Annotated in this window: 13 protein-coding genes and 1 pseudogene; 5 read left to right on the top strand and 9 right to left on the bottom strand. The window is 60.4% G+C overall.

Translation table 11 applies throughout. The features are described 5' to 3' along the window. The first annotated feature begins 864 nt into the window (after positions 1 to 864). Positions 865 to 1,506 (top strand): hypothetical protein, encoded by a 642-nt coding sequence (locus tag AC1RM7_RS06495; protein WP_152544098.1) that lies wholly within the window; start codon positions 865 to 867, stop codon positions 1,504 to 1,506. A gap of 219 nt (positions 1,507 to 1,725) precedes the next feature. Here AC1RM7_RS06495 and AC1RM7_RS06490 read toward each other — a convergent pair. Further along, a pseudogene (locus tag AC1RM7_RS06490) lies at positions 1,726 to 1,998 on the bottom strand (SDR family oxidoreductase); the annotation flags it as partial. 190 nt (positions 1,999 to 2,188) lie between these two features. Here AC1RM7_RS06490 and AC1RM7_RS06485 point away from each other — a divergent pair. Continuing rightward, on the top strand, positions 2,189 to 4,279 hold the full coding sequence (locus tag AC1RM7_RS06485) for a putative bifunctional diguanylate cyclase/phosphodiesterase (RefSeq protein WP_024919028.1): 2,091 nt from the start codon (positions 2,189 to 2,191) through the stop codon (positions 4,277 to 4,279). 109 nt (positions 4,280 to 4,388) lie between these two features. Here the strand turns inward: AC1RM7_RS06485 and AC1RM7_RS06480 are convergent, their stop codons facing one another. Next, a complete protein-coding gene (locus tag AC1RM7_RS06480; protein ID WP_024919029.1) occupies positions 4,389 to 5,141 on the bottom strand; it encodes an SDR family NAD(P)-dependent oxidoreductase in 753 nt (250 codons plus the stop codon). Between the two features lie 106 nt (positions 5,142 to 5,247). On the opposite strand from AC1RM7_RS06480, the gene AC1RM7_RS06475 reads away from it, so the two are divergent. Further along, entirely contained in the window at positions 5,248 to 5,562 is a 315-nt protein-coding gene (locus AC1RM7_RS06475) for an ArsR/SmtB family transcription factor (protein WP_024919030.1), read from the top strand. Between the two features lie 35 nt (positions 5,563 to 5,597). Here the strand turns inward: AC1RM7_RS06475 and AC1RM7_RS06470 are convergent, their stop codons facing one another. After that, positions 5,598 to 6,467, bottom strand: coding sequence for an outer membrane protein (locus AC1RM7_RS06470; RefSeq protein ID WP_024919031.1), 870 nt, complete (start codon positions 6,465 to 6,467; stop codon positions 5,598 to 5,600). A 309-nt stretch (positions 6,468 to 6,776) separates the two neighbouring features. Here AC1RM7_RS06470 and AC1RM7_RS06465 point away from each other — a divergent pair, with 309 nt between their 5' ends. Beyond that, positions 6,777 to 7,745, top strand: coding sequence for an AraC family transcriptional regulator (locus AC1RM7_RS06465; protein WP_024919032.1), 969 nt, complete (start codon positions 6,777 to 6,779; stop codon positions 7,743 to 7,745). A 308-nt stretch (positions 7,746 to 8,053) separates the two neighbouring features. Here the strand turns inward: AC1RM7_RS06465 and AC1RM7_RS06460 are convergent, their stop codons facing one another. The 4 genes from AC1RM7_RS06460 to AC1RM7_RS06445 form a co-directional block, all read right to left on the bottom strand. Beyond that, complete coding sequence (locus tag AC1RM7_RS06460; RefSeq protein WP_024919033.1) at positions 8,054 to 8,617, bottom strand: hypothetical protein; 564 nt, start codon at positions 8,615 to 8,617, stop codon at positions 8,054 to 8,056. Positions 8,618 to 8,919: 302 nt separating this feature from the next. After that, entirely contained in the window at positions 8,920 to 10,560 is a 1,641-nt protein-coding gene (gene groL, locus AC1RM7_RS06455) for a chaperonin GroEL (RefSeq protein ID WP_006021277.1), read from the bottom strand. 56 nt (positions 10,561 to 10,616) lie between these two features. Further along, entirely contained in the window at positions 10,617 to 10,931 is a 315-nt protein-coding gene (locus AC1RM7_RS06450) for a co-chaperone GroES (RefSeq protein ID WP_006021276.1), read from the bottom strand. 171 nt (positions 10,932 to 11,102) lie between these two features. Beyond that, complete coding sequence (locus AC1RM7_RS06445) at positions 11,103 to 11,648, bottom strand: DUF1353 domain-containing protein (protein ID WP_024919034.1); 546 nt, start codon at positions 11,646 to 11,648, stop codon at positions 11,103 to 11,105. A 291-nt stretch (positions 11,649 to 11,939) separates the two neighbouring features. Between AC1RM7_RS06445 and AC1RM7_RS06440 the strand changes: the two genes are divergently transcribed. Continuing rightward, complete coding sequence (locus AC1RM7_RS06440; protein WP_024919035.1) at positions 11,940 to 12,239, top strand: usg protein; 300 nt, start codon at positions 11,940 to 11,942, stop codon at positions 12,237 to 12,239. A 165-nt stretch (positions 12,240 to 12,404) separates the two neighbouring features. On the opposite strand, the gene AC1RM7_RS06435 is transcribed toward AC1RM7_RS06440, so the two are convergent. Then, positions 12,405 to 13,148, bottom strand: coding sequence for an SDR family oxidoreductase (locus tag AC1RM7_RS06435; RefSeq protein WP_006021273.1), 744 nt, complete (start codon positions 13,146 to 13,148; stop codon positions 12,405 to 12,407). 59 nt (positions 13,149 to 13,207) lie between these two features. Then, the gene (locus AC1RM7_RS06430) at positions 13,208 to 13,954 is read right to left on the bottom strand and encodes a proteasome-type protease (protein ID WP_006021272.1); all 747 of its coding nucleotides are present in this window, start codon (positions 13,952 to 13,954) and stop codon (positions 13,208 to 13,210) included. Between the last annotated feature and the right edge of the window lie 196 nt (positions 13,955 to 14,150).

Here is a 14,150-nt window from a genome sequence, read left to right as displayed (position 1 = left end):
TGCACGGTTCGCGTCGTTGTCATCCTTCGAGGCTCGCAAGCGCTCGCACCTCAGGATGACGATCCGTTGCATTTCAGATCCACCGATTCAAACAGCCCGCGCGCGGGGCTTGCCCCGTTCGCGCAAAAGACAACCCGCGCCGGCAGGCACGCGCCATCGCCCCTGTTGTTGTGACGGCGCGGGGGCGCCCGAAACTCTTTCATCGCCTCGCCCTGAGTGAGGGCGCGCGGAACGCCGGATGCGCAAGCGCATCCGCAGCCCCGTGTGCAAAAGTGAAAAGCACACGAGCGTAGTCGCCACGGTCACGCCGGAGGCATCCGGCGTTCCGCACGCGATGGTTGGAACGGCCTGTTTCGCGCTCTCCCCGGTGGACGGGCTCTTTCGCCACCGTTCTGGAAACTACGATCTTCCGCCTTCTTCGCGAACGAAGCGACGGCTCGATGTCTCCGTTCGACGCCAGCATCGCGGCGCCAGGACCACACGACTTCAACCGTCCGCGAGCTGCGCTGTCGTCATCCGGCGCACTTTTCATGTGCCGGATCTGACGCCGCACGCGGCCACCGCATCCCGCCCCGCGTATCGTGACGATCGCGAAACGCCCCTCATAACGGGGCGGGGCGAGAAGGAATATAGTCCTAAATCAAAAGAATATCAAGCGGTGAATGCGCGGAAGGAGAGATGTCCTTTGGCCAACAGATCCATCCCGTCGAAGCCAGATTCTCTGCGAGATGCGAAAGGTGCGGTGGCCCGGAGTAAAGAACATCAGTGCCAGCAAATACGTAGGATTATGCGGTGTGCCAGTTTGTGCTATTTCGATGAAAAGAAATTAGTAGGGCAAAAAATAGAAAATATTGGGGGTTAAGAGTGAAGAGATTTTTGACGTGGCAAAAGGTGTTGGGCATTCTTGGAGTTCTCATTCTGGGCGGCTTTGCCAGTACAGTTTCAGACCTAGTATTTAAGCCGGTGGTATTAGGATTAGGCGATTTCTTACTAGATGTTGCTACGCTTGGAATATCGTCAGTCCGGGACGGGATGTATGTTGAAGTTGCTAAAGGAAGTTACGAACGTGCAGCCGTCTATGTACTGCTAGCCTGGACAGCAGTTGTTTTCGGGGTCACGTTTTTTACGGCGGCGATAGCACTGATTATCACGCGGCCTGGATTTTTAACACGCCTACGGGCTGAAATGAAATCAGCAAAAGAAACTGACGAGGCGACTACATCAAAAGGTAGGAAGCTAATCTATGCTCTGATCACCCTGAATTGTTTGACCGCAGGCTTTGTTACAATCAGCAGCATCCGAATGATTTATGTGGTACGAGCAGCCAACCATCTCGAACAATTGCAGCGAGTTATATCCCCGTACACAGATGCTGATAAAAGGTTACAAATCCAATCGAGTGTTGCGCAGATCGGAAGCAGGAAAGACTATGAGGCCGTTGTGGCTCAGATGATCAAAATTGCGGAAGCCCACAACCTGCGTATCCCAACATTTGACATCAATTGATCCGAGGGTTCCTGTTAGCTGCCTGCATGCAGCAAAATCCAACCTCAAACAAAAACCCTGGCATCGCTGCCGGGGTTTTGCATGTCGTCATCGCTGAGCGAGATTCCGGGTCTGCGGAGCGGCATGAAGAATGCCGCACCGCGCCCGGAATGACGGCTTCTCTCAGAAGTCGGATGTCGCCCAAGCCGTAAACGCAGAGGCGTTGGGACTGTCAGCCCCTTATCTAAACCCGCCGGTCACGTGCAGCGTTTCGCCGGTGATGCAGGACGCGCCTTCCGAGGCGAGGAAGGCGACGACCGAGGCGATTTCCTCGACCTTGCCGACGCGGCGCATCGGGATGGCGGTTTCGATCCAGGTGCGCAGCTCGCCTTCATGACGCCTTGACGATCACGCCCGGATTGACCGCGCTGACGCGGATCTTGCGCGCGGCAGCTCCTTCGACAGCACCTCAATGATCGCATCGGCCGACGCCCTGGCCGCGCTGGTGGCCGCGTACCAATCGCGAAACGCCCTCATCAACGCGGCAAAACATCGTGAATAATTCCTGTCTCGGGGGCTGTTAAGCCGGCCCGAGCCCCAGCGTCTTCACCGACTGGAAAGGCTGTTTGCACGTTCTGGACATGGAAACGCGTCCGAAACGCGGGATTAATACGTATGCGATCTGGTAGTCCCGGAGTTCGCAATGTCCAATTATTCAAATCTGTTGTTCGTTTATCATCACGGGTTGATTTTCATTGCCGCCGCCGTGTGCCTGTTCGGCACCTGGGTTGGAATGCGCCATTTCGCCCGTGCCCGCGCCACAGAGGGAGCCACCCGCTATGGCTGGCTGTTCATGGCCTCGCTTGGAACCGGCGCTGCCCTCTGGGCATCGATCTTCATCTCTATCCTGTCTCAGGCGCCGCTGTTGCCCAGCGGCTTCGATCTCGCGCCCGTCGCGGGTGCTCTTCTGATTGCGATCGTCTCATGCGCTCTCGGGTTTGAAATCGGCAGCCGCAAGCGGCCGTCGCTCGCTCCCGAACTCGGCGGCATGGTGGTTGGCGCAGGCATTCTGGCCATGCACTACGTCGGCCTGAAGGGATGGCACGTCGCCGGCACCGTCACCTGGAACTGGTTCGGCATCGCGATCAGCATCATTTTCGGGCTTGGGCTCGGAGCCTTGTCCGTCAACCGGGCGAACCGGCCCGTGACCCGTTACTGCCGCCACGGCGCGGCTGTCGTGATGACGTTTCTCGTATGCGTCATGCATTACACGCTGCTGGCGTCTCATCACTTCATTGCCGACAGCGCTGTCCCCCTGCCGCCGAATCTTGTCGCGGCCCACACCCTCGCGATCGGTGTCGTCGGCGCGGTGCTGCTCGTCATCGGCAGCGGTTTTTCGTCGTACATCATCGATCTGCGGTCGCGCACCGAGGCAGCGGAGCGGATCTATCAATTGTCGTTCAACGACTCGATGACAGGCCTGCCAAACCGTGTCGCGTTTAACGAGCGTCTGGCTTTCGATGTCTCGGATGCCCACGAGAAAGCTCACAAGCTCGCCGCGTTCTCCATCGATATCGACGGGTTCAAGGACGTCAACGATGTGTTCGGGCACAGCGTCGGAGATCTCGTGCTGATCGAGGTTGCTGAACGCATTCGCCGGATTCTGCAGCCCGGAGAATTTCTGGCGCGTCAAGGCGGCGATGAGTTTCTCGCCCTGCAAATGTCCGGAAATCAGCCGGTCACGGCGCAGCAATTCGCAGAGCGTATCAGCGCGGCACTGCGCGAACCTTTCAATGCAAAGGGTACGCCGGTCAAGCTGACGGCTTCGATCGGCTATGCCATATTCCCGACCGATACGCCGGAACGCGATCAATTGCTGAGCAACGCGAAGCTCGCCATGCATCGCTGCAAAATCACCCAGCGGGGAACGATAGGCCGTTACGATCAGCGGATGGATGAACCGGCGCGCGACCGCCGGGCTCTGGCGCGCGACCTTCACTCCGCCATCGAGGGCAACGAGCTTCACCTCTGCTATCAGTTGCAGACGTCCCTGGCGGACGGATCGATCCGGGGGGCGGAGGCCCTGATGCGCTGGAATCATCCGACCCGCGGCGTCGTCTCGCCGGGAGAATTCATCCCGCTTGCCGAGGAATCCGAACTGATCATTCCGATGGGCATCTGGGCCTTGAGAACCGCCTGTCGCGATGCCGCCGAGGGCAAGGTTCCGGGCGTCGTGGCCGTCAATCTGTCACCGGTTCAGCTCAAACAGCCCGATCTGGTGGAAACCATTCACACGATCCTGCTGGAAACAGGTCTTTCTCCATCGCGGCTTGAAGTCGAGATCACCGAATCGTCGCTGATGAAGGATCAGACCAGCGCGATGCACGTTCTTCGCAGACTGAAGGGCATGGGCGTGGCAGTCGCGATGGACGATTTTGGCACCGGTTATTCGTCGCTGGCGACGCTGCACGCGTTTCCGTTCGACAAGATCAAGCTCGACCAGTCGTTCGTCCGTAAAATTCCCGAAAACATGTCTGCCGTCGCCATTGTGCGGACCGTGCTGGCGCTGGGCAAGAGCCTCGGAATTCCCGTCCTTGCCGAGGGCATCGAGACGGAGGAGCAGCTGCGGTTTCTCGCGCGCGAGGGCTGCGATGAAGGGCAGGGCTATCTGATGGCGCGGCCGGTTGAAGCGGGAAAACTTGCGGATGCCATCGCTGCAATCGAGCGGCGCACGACGCGGCACGTTGACTTTGACGATGCCCTGACCCGGTCCGGCAATATCGCCGCAGCATGATCAACCCCGGCATCGCTGCCGGGGTTTTGCATGTCGTATTCACTGAGCGAGATTCCGGGTCTGCGGAGCGGCAATGAAGAATGCCGCACCGCGCCCGGTCGGCTGCCGCTTACTTGAATCCGCCCGTCACGTGCAGCGTCTCGCCGGTGATGTAGGACGCGCCTTCGGAGGCGAGGAAGGTGACGACCGAGGCGATCTCCTCGACCTTTCCGACGCGGCCCATCGGGGTGGCGGTTTCGATCCAGGTGCGCAGCTCGCCTTCATGGAAGCCCGCGGACTTCACGCCTTCGGTGACGATCATGCCGGGATTGACCGCGTTGACGCGGATCTTCTTCGCGGCGAGCTCCTTCGACAGCACCGACGTGATGGCGTCCACCGACGCCTTGGTCGCGGTGTAGACCGCCGAGCCCGGAGGCGCGATGGTCGAGACGCCCGACGAGATGTTGACGATACTGCCGCCGTTCGCATTGAAGTGCTGCACGGCTTCCTGCGAGACCAGCAGCAGGCCCAGCACGTTCAGGTCGAAGTGCTTGTGGAAGTGCTCCGGCGTGATGGCCTCGAGCGGGGCGAACTCGTAGACGCCGGCGTTGTTGACCAGAATGTCGATCGGCCCGAGCGCCTTCACCGTGTCCGCCACGACAGACTTCGCGGCCTTCGCCTCGGAGAGGTTGCCGTGCACGGCCACGGCCTTGCCGCCCCTGGCCTTGATCTTCGCCACCACATCGTCCGCACCCTGCTTGCTCGACGCGTAGTTGACGGCAACGCTGGCGCCTTCCTCTGCGAGCTGAAGCGCGATTTCCGCGCCGATGCCCTTGGATGCGCCGGTGACCAGCGCGACCTTGCCTTCAAGTTTCTTCGTCATGTCCTGTTCCCTTTATCCTGCCTGATGTCTCTCTTGGATCAATTATCCAATAGTTCCGAAATATTGAACTATTGAACCAGTTCAAGGTGCGTCCTATATTATTTTTATGGTGCAGTTCGTTCATCCCGCGAGGCAGGACATCACGCTGGCCGGCGTGCTCGCCGCGCTGGCCGATCCGGCGCGGCTGATGATCGTCAAGAGCCTGATCGGCCAGAAGGATTGCATGTCGTGTACGGCGGCGGCGCCGTGCCCGGACATGGCGAAGTCGACGCTGTCGAATCATTTCCGCGTGCTGCGCGAGGCGGGCCTGATCCACACCACCAAGCAGGGCGTCGAGCATCGCAACGCCGTGCGCGTGGCCGACATCAACGCGCGCTTTCCGGGGCTGTTGAAGTCCATCCTCAAGCACGCGGACGAATAGGCTGCTGCGATGCCTCGCAGCCGCGCGGTCGCGTCCTAGTAGCGGAAATTCAAGCCGGCCCGCACGATGTCGTAGGCATTGCTGAAGGTCACATTGGCAAAGCCGTTGCCGGTCGCGGGGCTCTGGACGTTCAGCCGGATCGTCTGGTCGCCGAGGTCGATGTGGAGATATTCGGCCTTCAGCGTGATGTTGGGCAGGATCGCATATTCAAGGCCGCCGCCTGCGGTCCACCCGGCGGAGGTTTGTGAGGCTGCACCGGAAAGACAGGTCGAGAAGCCGTTGCAGATGATCGTTGTCGCGGCGCCGACGTTCCAGCCGGTGGCGTGAATGATCGAGATGGCGGCCTGCCCCTTGGTTTCGCCATAGGCGAGGCCCGCCGTGGCGAAGGCGAGCAGCCGGTCGGTGATGAGATAGCCGAGGCGCGCGCGCACGGTGCCGAACCACTTGAGCTGATGCGAGGAGGTCGCGCCGAGATCCACGCCGCCGCCACTGTCGGGTGCTGCAAAAAGCGCGCTGCTCTTCAGGTTCGCGTATTGAAGATCGGCTTCGAAGCCGGTGATCCAACTCGGCGCGACCTGCCAGTTGTAACCAAACTGCCCCCCGCCGGCGAATCCGGACATGCGATACGCCTGGCGGTAGGCGGGATGATTGGTGCTCGGCCCCTGTAGGGACTGGTCGACGAGCCCGTCCGTGAAGATCGTGCCGGCGCCCGGAATCGTTCCGAAGGAATCGCCACTGAACGCGGCATTCTTGTCCTGCCAGCCATAGCCAGCATTGAGACCGGCATACCATCCGGTCCAGCTATAAATTTTGGCCGATGGCGCCTTGAGGGGAAGGTCGGCAGCCAAAGCTGGCGATAACGCCGCGATGGAAAGAATGGCGCCGGTCGCAATCAACGTCTTCATCCTGAAATGCCTTCTCAGTCGGTACTCGTCTGCTGTGTGATGTGAGGGATTCCGCTTCGCCTGTCTTGCACGCGGCGGAACAGCAATTGCACTCGGCGGCAGGCCTGCGGAAATCGTTCGCCATGTTGCGCCGTTACAACGATGCAGAGGGCCATATCGCCGTGATTGACCTCGACGGCGCTGGGCTTGATTTATGCGGCAGGAGTGCCCGTTTTCGTGCCACCTGTTGGGTCGCCAGCCGCTGCCGTTCACGGTGGCGTGTGGTAGGGTGGTAGGAAGGGGAACCCATTTGCAATACAGCAGGCGAACATGCCGAAGGTCGATTACTCGTCGGATCAGCTTCCCGCGCATTTGAGTGACAAGGCGCGCTTCATGTTGTGGCGCGATATCTGGCTGGAGCAGCTCGGCGCGGCCGAGATCAAGCACGCTGACGACAAGCCGTTCGCGACGTCGTCCAGGAATGTCATGCTCGGCAATCTCGGCGTCAGCCGATTCAGCACGACCACGAACCACTACGTTCGCACCCGCAAGCATGTCGCCAACGACCGTGACGACATCTACATCGGATTTTATCGCAGCCCCAAGCCGCAAATCTGGAGTGCGGGCAATCGCGATCTCGCCATGAAGAACGGCAGCGTGATGGCCTACAATATCGCGCAACCATGTTCGAGCTTCACCGATGGCGTCACCTCATGGGTGATGGCCTCGATCCCGCGCGCGCAGATTCTCAAGGTCGTGCCGCATGCCGACGATCGCTCGGTAACCGCGCTCGACAGAAGCGATCCGATTGTGCGGCACCTCGAGCACACCATCGATTTTCTGCTCAATGCCGATGAAGTGCATGAATCGCCGCCTTTGATGCAGCATGCCGAAACCATGCTCGCCGATCTGATCGCGCTGGCGCTGGGCGCGCGCGGCGACGAAGCCCAGGTCGCGCAGACGCGCGGCCTGCGTGCTGCCCGCCTGCGTGAACTTTTGTCGATCATCGAGGCGCGTTTTGCCGATCCCTCGCTCTCACCCGCCGCGATTGCGGAGAGTCTCGGGCTGTCCGACCGCTACGTGCGGGACCTGTTGTTTGAAAGCGGCGAGACGTTCTCCGAACGGGTGCTGGAATTGCGCCTGCAGAAGGCGCGCGCCATGCTCTCCGACCTGCGTTTCGACAGGCTGAAGGTGTCGGATATTGCGCTGGCCAGCGGCTTCAACGAAGTGACTTATTTCAACCGCTGCTTCCGCGCGCGCTTCGGCTGCTCGCCGACGCAATATCGCGCCGGGTTGTGAGGCGGAGGCGCGGGGTATTCTCGCGCAATGAGAATGCCGCGCCGCCCTCGGCATGACAACGCGGAGCGGACAGAAAAGAAAAGGCCCGGATTGCTCCGGGCCTTTTGCATTTCGTAACTGCGAAAGACGCGTGGATCAGAAGTCCATGCCGCCCATGCCGCCGCCCGGCATTGCCGGTGCGCCAGCGCCGCCCTTCTTCGGCACTTCAGCGATCATCGCTGGATGTTGGCAAGGAATAAAACCCCAAATATGTCGTTGGCACCACAATGTCAGAATGTAGTGCTGAGCCGCAATGATGGCGGCGGGTGCTAAGAATTTGTCGGAGTTTTACTTATCTCTGAATGATGGCGGTCTGGGGAAATTCCCTGAGATTGTGAAAACTGTGTTTTGTCGTATGCGGGAAGCGAGTTGATAGCTTCTTGAATTGCAGAGCCGCATTCCTTGATAAGTTTGGAAATTCGTTCTGCGACTTGGGTAAGTTCGCTCATAGGGACCGGAGTTGGCTGAAACACTAGCGTCCGATCAGCCGTTATACGAAGCTGCGTGAACTCGCCGGTCTTCGCACTTACTGCCGATACGTCATGAATAATTCTGTTTCGTTTTTGTCCTAGTTCGTCGGCGGTGCCAGATAGGCTGTTGAGCGACTTAATATGGGCGTCGTTACAGCCGCGATACTTGAGCAAAGATACGAGGGCCTTGAACCTGGCTATCGGCGCCCCGATATGGGCGGTGATGCAAGCCCCCGCGTGCTGTTCGACGTTCGCCAATTCCCAAATAGCGTGGTTGATAAGGACTTCGAAGTACGCCCAACCGGCTGCAATCCTGCCTATGGCAGCGTAGTATTCTTGGGGTACTTTGGTGCTTTCGTTCATGGTGGCTCCGTGCCAAAAGATGACAAGTGGAATTTTCAAAGGAAGAATCCGAGAGGCGCATGACGGCAGCATTGCGCGGCGCGCGTTTAGCGCAGCCTAAGTCAATGGCAGAGATTCCGTCAAAGAGGTCCAAGACCGCAACGCAAAAACGCCTTCTCTTAAAGAAGAAGGCCTCCAAGCGGGATTGACCTTTCAATAGCGGTCCAAGTTATAGCTTTTGGTGTTGAGCTTTTTAGCGGCAAACAAAAACCCCGGCATCGCTGCCGGGGTTTTGCATTTCGTAACTGCGAAAGACGCGTGGATCAGAAGTCCATGCCGCCCATGCCGCCGCCCGGCATTGCCGGTGCGCCAGCGCCACCCTTCTTCGGCACTTCAGCGATCATCGCTTCGGTGGTGATCAGCAGCGCCGCAACCGAAGCTGCGTTCTGGATCGCCGCACGCACGACCTTGGTCGGGTCGATGATGCCCTTGGTGACGAGGTTGCCGTATTCGCCGGTCTGCGAGTCGAAGCCGTAGGAATACTGCTCTTTCTCGAGCACCTTGCCGACGATGACCGAGCCGTCTTCGCCAGCGTTGATGGCGATCTGGCGGGCCGGAGCGGAGAGCGCCTTGCGGACGATCTCGACGCCGGTCTTCTGGTCGTCGTTCGCGGTCTTGATGCGCTTGAGCTGCTCGGAGGCACGGAGCAGGGCGACGCCGCCGCCCGGCACGATGCCTTCTTCAACAGCCGCGCGGGTCGCATGCATCGCGTCATCAACGCGATCCTTGCGCTCCTTCACCTCAACTTCGGTCGCGCCGCCGACGCGGATCACCGCGACGCCGCCTGCGAGCTTGGCCAGACGCTCCTGCAGCTTCTCGCGGTCGTAGTCCGAAGTGGTCTCTTCGATCTGCGCCTTGATCTGCTGAACGCGGGCTTCGATGTCGGCCTTCTTGCCGGCGCCGTTGACGATGGTGGTGTTTTCCTTGTCGATCATCACCTTCTTGGCGCGGCCCAGCATGTTCAGGGTCACGTTCTCAAGCTTGATGCCGAGGTCTTCCGAGATCGCCTGGCCGCCGGTCAGGATCGCGATATCCTGCAGCATGGCCTTGCGGCGGTCGCCGAAGCCCGGAGCCTTCACAGCGGCAACCTTGAGGCCGCCGCGGAGACGGTTGACGACGAGGGTGGCGAGAGCTTCGCCTTCGACGTCTTCAGCAACGATGACGAGCGGCTTGCCGGTCTGCACGACGGCTTCCAGCAGCGGAAGCAGTTCGTTCAGCGAGGAGAGCTTCTTCTCGTTGATGAGGATGTAGGCGTCGTCGAATTCAACGCGCATCTTGTCGGCGTTGGTGACGAAGTAGGGCGAGATGTAGCCGCGGTCGAACTGCATGCCTTCGACGACGTCGAGTTCGGTGTCGAGCGACTTGGCTTCCTCAACGGTGATGACGCCTTCGTTGCCGACCTTCGCCATGGCCTTTGCGAGGAAGTCGCCGATTTCCTTGTCGCCGTTGGCCGAGATGGTGCCGACCTGGGCGATCTCGTCGTTCGACGTGACCTTCTTGGAGTTCTTGACGAGGTCTGCAACGACCGCTTCGACCGCGAGGTCGATGCCGCGCTTCAGATCCATCGGGTTCATGCCGGCGGCAACCGCCTTGGCGCCTTCCTTCACGATGGCCTGGGCCAGAACGGTCGCGGTGGTGGTGCCGTCGCCGGCAGCGTCTGCCGACTTCGAGGCCACTTCACGGACCATCTGCGCGCCCATGTTCTCGAACTTGTCTTCAAGCTCGATGTCCTTGGCGACAGTGACGCCGTCCTTGGTGATACGCGGAGCGCCGAACGACTTGTCGAGGACGACGTTGCGGCCCTTCGGACCGAGCGTCACCTTGACGGCGTTGGCGAGGATGTCGACGCCCTTGAGCATCTTGTCACGGGCTTCGACGCCGAATTTGACTTCTTTGGCGGACATGTTGGGTTTCCTTGAGTGTCAGGACAAGTTGGAATTCTGGGTGGGAGAGGGCGCTCTTAAGCGGCCTTCTTCTTGGCGCTGCCATCGGTGATGACGCCCATGATGTCGCTTTCCTTCATGATCAGCACTTCCTGGCCGTCGATCTTGACCTCGGTGCCGGACCACTTGCCGAAAAGGACGATGTCGCCGACGTTCAGGTCGATCGGGATCAACTTGCCGGCCTCGTCGCGGCCGCCCGGACCGACCGACAGGATCTCGCCCTGGGAAGGCTTTTCCTTCGCGCTGTCCGGAATGATGATACCGCCTTTGGTCTTCTCTTCGGCGTCGATGCGCTTGACCACGACGCGGTCGTGAAGCGGACGGAATTTCATGCAGTCCTCCTAATAGCTTGATAAGGCTAAGTTTTTTCAAATGTTAGCAGTCATGGTAGGCGAGTGCTACCGCAACTGACACGGACATAGGCCGATGCCGGGTGCCGGGCAAGGGTCTTTAGCAGAAAAATTGGCACTCTGATTTGACGGCTGCCAATTTTTGCTCAAGCGTTAACGCGGAGCCGGCCCCTCGTTTCCGGGCGATTGGGGCGGCGGCGGGGGTGTCCCGGTCTGCCGCCTGCGCTTGCTCACAATGTCCAGCTCCGGCCGGGGCGCGACTTCGGCGGGCATCGGCTTGTCGTTTTTCCAGGCCATGGCGCGGGCGGCCTGCAACGACAGGAAACCAAAGGTGCGCACCGCCGCCCACATGATCCATCGGGTGAAGAAACCGACGCCGGAGACTTGCATCGCCTCATAAAAGATCGCGTCGGCGCGCTGCCTGGTCGGCGCTTCCGGGTGCGGTTCGGTGCCGGGGCGTAGCTCGTTGTAAAGGTAGTCGTGGACCACAGCGGCCCGGCTGTAGCGGCCCCACGTTGGGAGTAGCGACTGAAAGATGCGCGGGATCGATGCGCCGTCGGTCTCGAACAGCTTGTGCACCTCGATCACGTGGCCGGAGTTCTCGTCGCCGACCTCATAGACCAGCGGCTGTTCAAGCCGCCACGTCCGGCAATCGACGTCGAGCTGCGTGATGGTGAGTTCGCCGGTGAAACGGCTCATGGCCCCGCTCCATATTGACGAGATGCGAGAGTCGCACGGCCGCGGCGAACTGTCAGCAGCAGCTTTGTCAGCAGTCGCGGTGAGGTGCTGCTAATGCATTGAAAGATAACACTTTATTTAACATTTGAGCTTGTGATGAAGCTTCGTATTGGGTCAGATTCTCAGACAGCGCGTTTGTTCGCGACGTGGAATCCGGTTCGCGACTTGCGCGCTCAACAGAGAGTGGGTGCGAGCGCGTTCGCCAAAACCGGTTGCCACTGTTTGCCGATCGCCTCCACCAAGGAGGTACTGATGGTCCCGAATGCTACCGTTTCTCAGGGCAACGTATCTGAGGACTTCAAACGGCAACTCGCCGGTTACGGCCTGACGACGGCCGAAATTCTCTACCGGCGCCCCGATCACCACTGGCTGCTGCAATCCTACGTCTGGCAGAACTACGACCTGTTCCCGAAATTTCCTGCGCTGAAGGATTTTCTCGCCTTCTGGCAGGAGAAGCTGGAGGGACCGCTGGTTTCGGTCACCGTCGCGCATTCCAAGCTGATCAAGCCGGCTGAGATCAAGGCGATCGACGGCATGTTCCGGCTGCACTGAGCGGCTCGCGTCACAATTCCTCGCCGTCATGGCCGGGCTTGTCCCGGCCATCCACGTCTTTCTGGATCTCCGGAAAAGATAAAGAGACGAGGATCACCGGGACAAGCCCGGTGATGGCGACAGAGTATGTTGAGACTGCGTCGCGCGATTAAGAACCGTCTGGGTTCACCCGCGTCCGACGAACGGCATCTTGGTCGCCATGATGTTGAGGAACAGCGCGTTGGCGTCGAGCGAGCGCGTGGCCATGAACACGATGGCGTCGGCGACGTTCTGCACATCCATGCGCGGCTCGACCATGGTGTCGCCGCGCGGCTGCAACACGCCGCCGGCCATGCGCTCGGTCATCTCGGTGGCGGCATTGCCGATGTCGATCTGGCCGCAGGCGATGTCATAGGCGCGGCCGTCCAGCGCGGTGGCGCGGGTGAGGCCACTGATGGCGTGCTTGGTCGCGGTGTAGGGCGACGAGAACGGACGCGGCGCATAGGCCGAGATCGAGCCGTTGTTGATGATGCGTCCGCCGCGCGGCGTCTGGTCCTTCATGATGCGGAAGGCGTGCTGGGTGCAGAGGAACGGCGCGGTGAGGTTGGTCGCCACCGTGGTCTGCCACTGCTGCAGGCTGAGATCTTCCAGCGGCACCGGCGGCGTGCCGACGCCCGCGTTGTTGAACAGCACGTCGAGGCGGCCGAACGCGTCCATGGTCTTCGCGAACAGCGCCGCGATCGAGGCCGGATCGGTCATGTCGCTCGGCACGACGAGGCTCTTGCCCAGATCCTTGCCGGCCTTCGCGGTATCTTCCAGCGCATCCTTGCGCCGTCCGGCCAGCACCACCGAGAAGCCGGCCTTCATCAGTGCCAGCGACGAGGCGCGTCCGATTCCAGAACCCGCACCGGTGACGATTGCGACTTTCATTGGTTTCTCCCTTTTTACGCCGCTGCTGCGGCTTGTTCTGATTTTTAGTATGGCGGGCGTCAGGTCTTCTGACCGTAAGGCGGACGCGGAATGCTCTGATGCGCGGCGCGCAGCGCCGCCGACCAGCGCGAGCGCAGATCGTGGAAATACGGTTCGCCCGCCTCGATGCGATAGTTCACCTCGGCGTCGAGCACGTCGGGCCGCACCAGCAGAATGTCGATCGGCATGCCGACGCCGAGATTGGAGCGCATGGTCGAGTCCATCGATACAAGACCAACTTTGAGCGCGTCGTACAGATCGACGTCATAGGAGATCGCGCGGTCGAGCACCGGTTTGCCATACTTATGCTCGCCGATCTGCAGGTAGGGCGTGTCGGTGGTGCACTCGATGAAGTTGCCGGCAGTGTAGATCATGAACAGGCGCATCCGCGCGCCCTTGATCTGTCCGCCGAACAGGAACGACACGTCGAACGAGATGTCTTCCGCGCGCAGCGCGTTGCCCTCGAGTTTATGCACCTCGCGGATCGCCCGGCCGATCCGTTGCGCGGCTTGAAACATCGTCGGCGCATTCATCAGCGTCTCGACTTCGCCGGTGATCGGGTCCTCGAACCCCTCGTTCAGTGTCGAAATCACCGACTGGCTGATGGCGAGATTGCCCGCGGTGGCGATCGCCATGATGCGCTCGCCGGGGCTGCTGAAGATGTGCAGCTTGCGGAAGGTGGAGATGTTGTCGAGACCCGCATTGGTGCGAGTGTCGGCCATCATCACAAGGCCGTCACGAACCAGAATTCCGCAGCAATAGGTCATCAGTTCAAATCTCCAGACCGCGCATTTCTACGCGGCGGGGAGGGATGGGGCAACCGGGGAGCTTTCGTGCCCCGGACGCGGTGCGGCGTGCAATGCCGCTCCGCAGAGCCGGGGCCGTACAAAACCGTGCGCGTAACGGTCCCGGCTCAGCGATGCACCGCTTTCGCGCTGCATCGCGTCCGGGACAAGAATGTCG

Source organism: Afipia sp. GW822-FHT03D08 (genome assembly GCF_058801645.1).
Note: the sequence above shows the minus strand (reverse complement) of the source record. Positions and strands in the feature narration are given on the sequence as shown.

Bases quoted from the DNA above. Each gene is read 5' to 3' on its own strand.
- AC1RM7_RS06485 (WP_024919028.1), top strand. From the start codon at position 2,189: ATGTCCAATTATTCAAATCTGTTGTTCGTTTATCATCACGGGTTGATT.
- AC1RM7_RS06480 (WP_024919029.1), bottom strand. From the start codon at position 5,141: ATGACGAAGAAACTTGAAGGCAAGGTCGCGCTGGTCACCGGCGCATCC.
- AC1RM7_RS06475 (WP_024919030.1), top strand. From the start codon at position 5,248: ATGGTGCAGTTCGTTCATCCCGCGAGGCAGGACATCACGCTGGCCGGC.
- AC1RM7_RS06470 (WP_024919031.1), bottom strand. From the start codon at position 6,467: ATGAAGACGTTGATTGCGACCGGCGCCATTCTTTCCATCGCGGCGTTA.
- AC1RM7_RS06465 (WP_024919032.1), top strand. From the start codon at position 6,777: ATGCCGAAGGTCGATTACTCGTCGGATCAGCTTCCCGCGCATTTGAGT.
- AC1RM7_RS06460 (WP_024919033.1), bottom strand. From the start codon at position 8,617: ATGAACGAAAGCACCAAAGTACCCCAAGAATACTACGCTGCCATAGGC.
- groL (WP_006021277.1), bottom strand. From the start codon at position 10,560: ATGTCCGCCAAAGAAGTCAAATTCGGCGTCGAAGCCCGTGACAAGATG.
- AC1RM7_RS06450 (WP_006021276.1), bottom strand. From the start codon at position 10,931: ATGAAATTCCGTCCGCTTCACGACCGCGTCGTGGTCAAGCGCATCGAC.
- AC1RM7_RS06445 (WP_024919034.1), bottom strand. From the start codon at position 11,648: ATGAGCCGTTTCACCGGCGAACTCACCATCACGCAGCTCGACGTCGAT.
- AC1RM7_RS06440 (WP_024919035.1), top strand. From the start codon at position 11,940: ATGGTCCCGAATGCTACCGTTTCTCAGGGCAACGTATCTGAGGACTTC.
- AC1RM7_RS06435 (WP_006021273.1), bottom strand. From the start codon at position 13,148: ATGAAAGTCGCAATCGTCACCGGTGCGGGTTCTGGAATCGGACGCGCC.
- AC1RM7_RS06430 (WP_006021272.1), bottom strand. From the start codon at position 13,954: ATGACCTATTGCTGCGGAATTCTGGTTCGTGACGGCCTTGTGATGATG.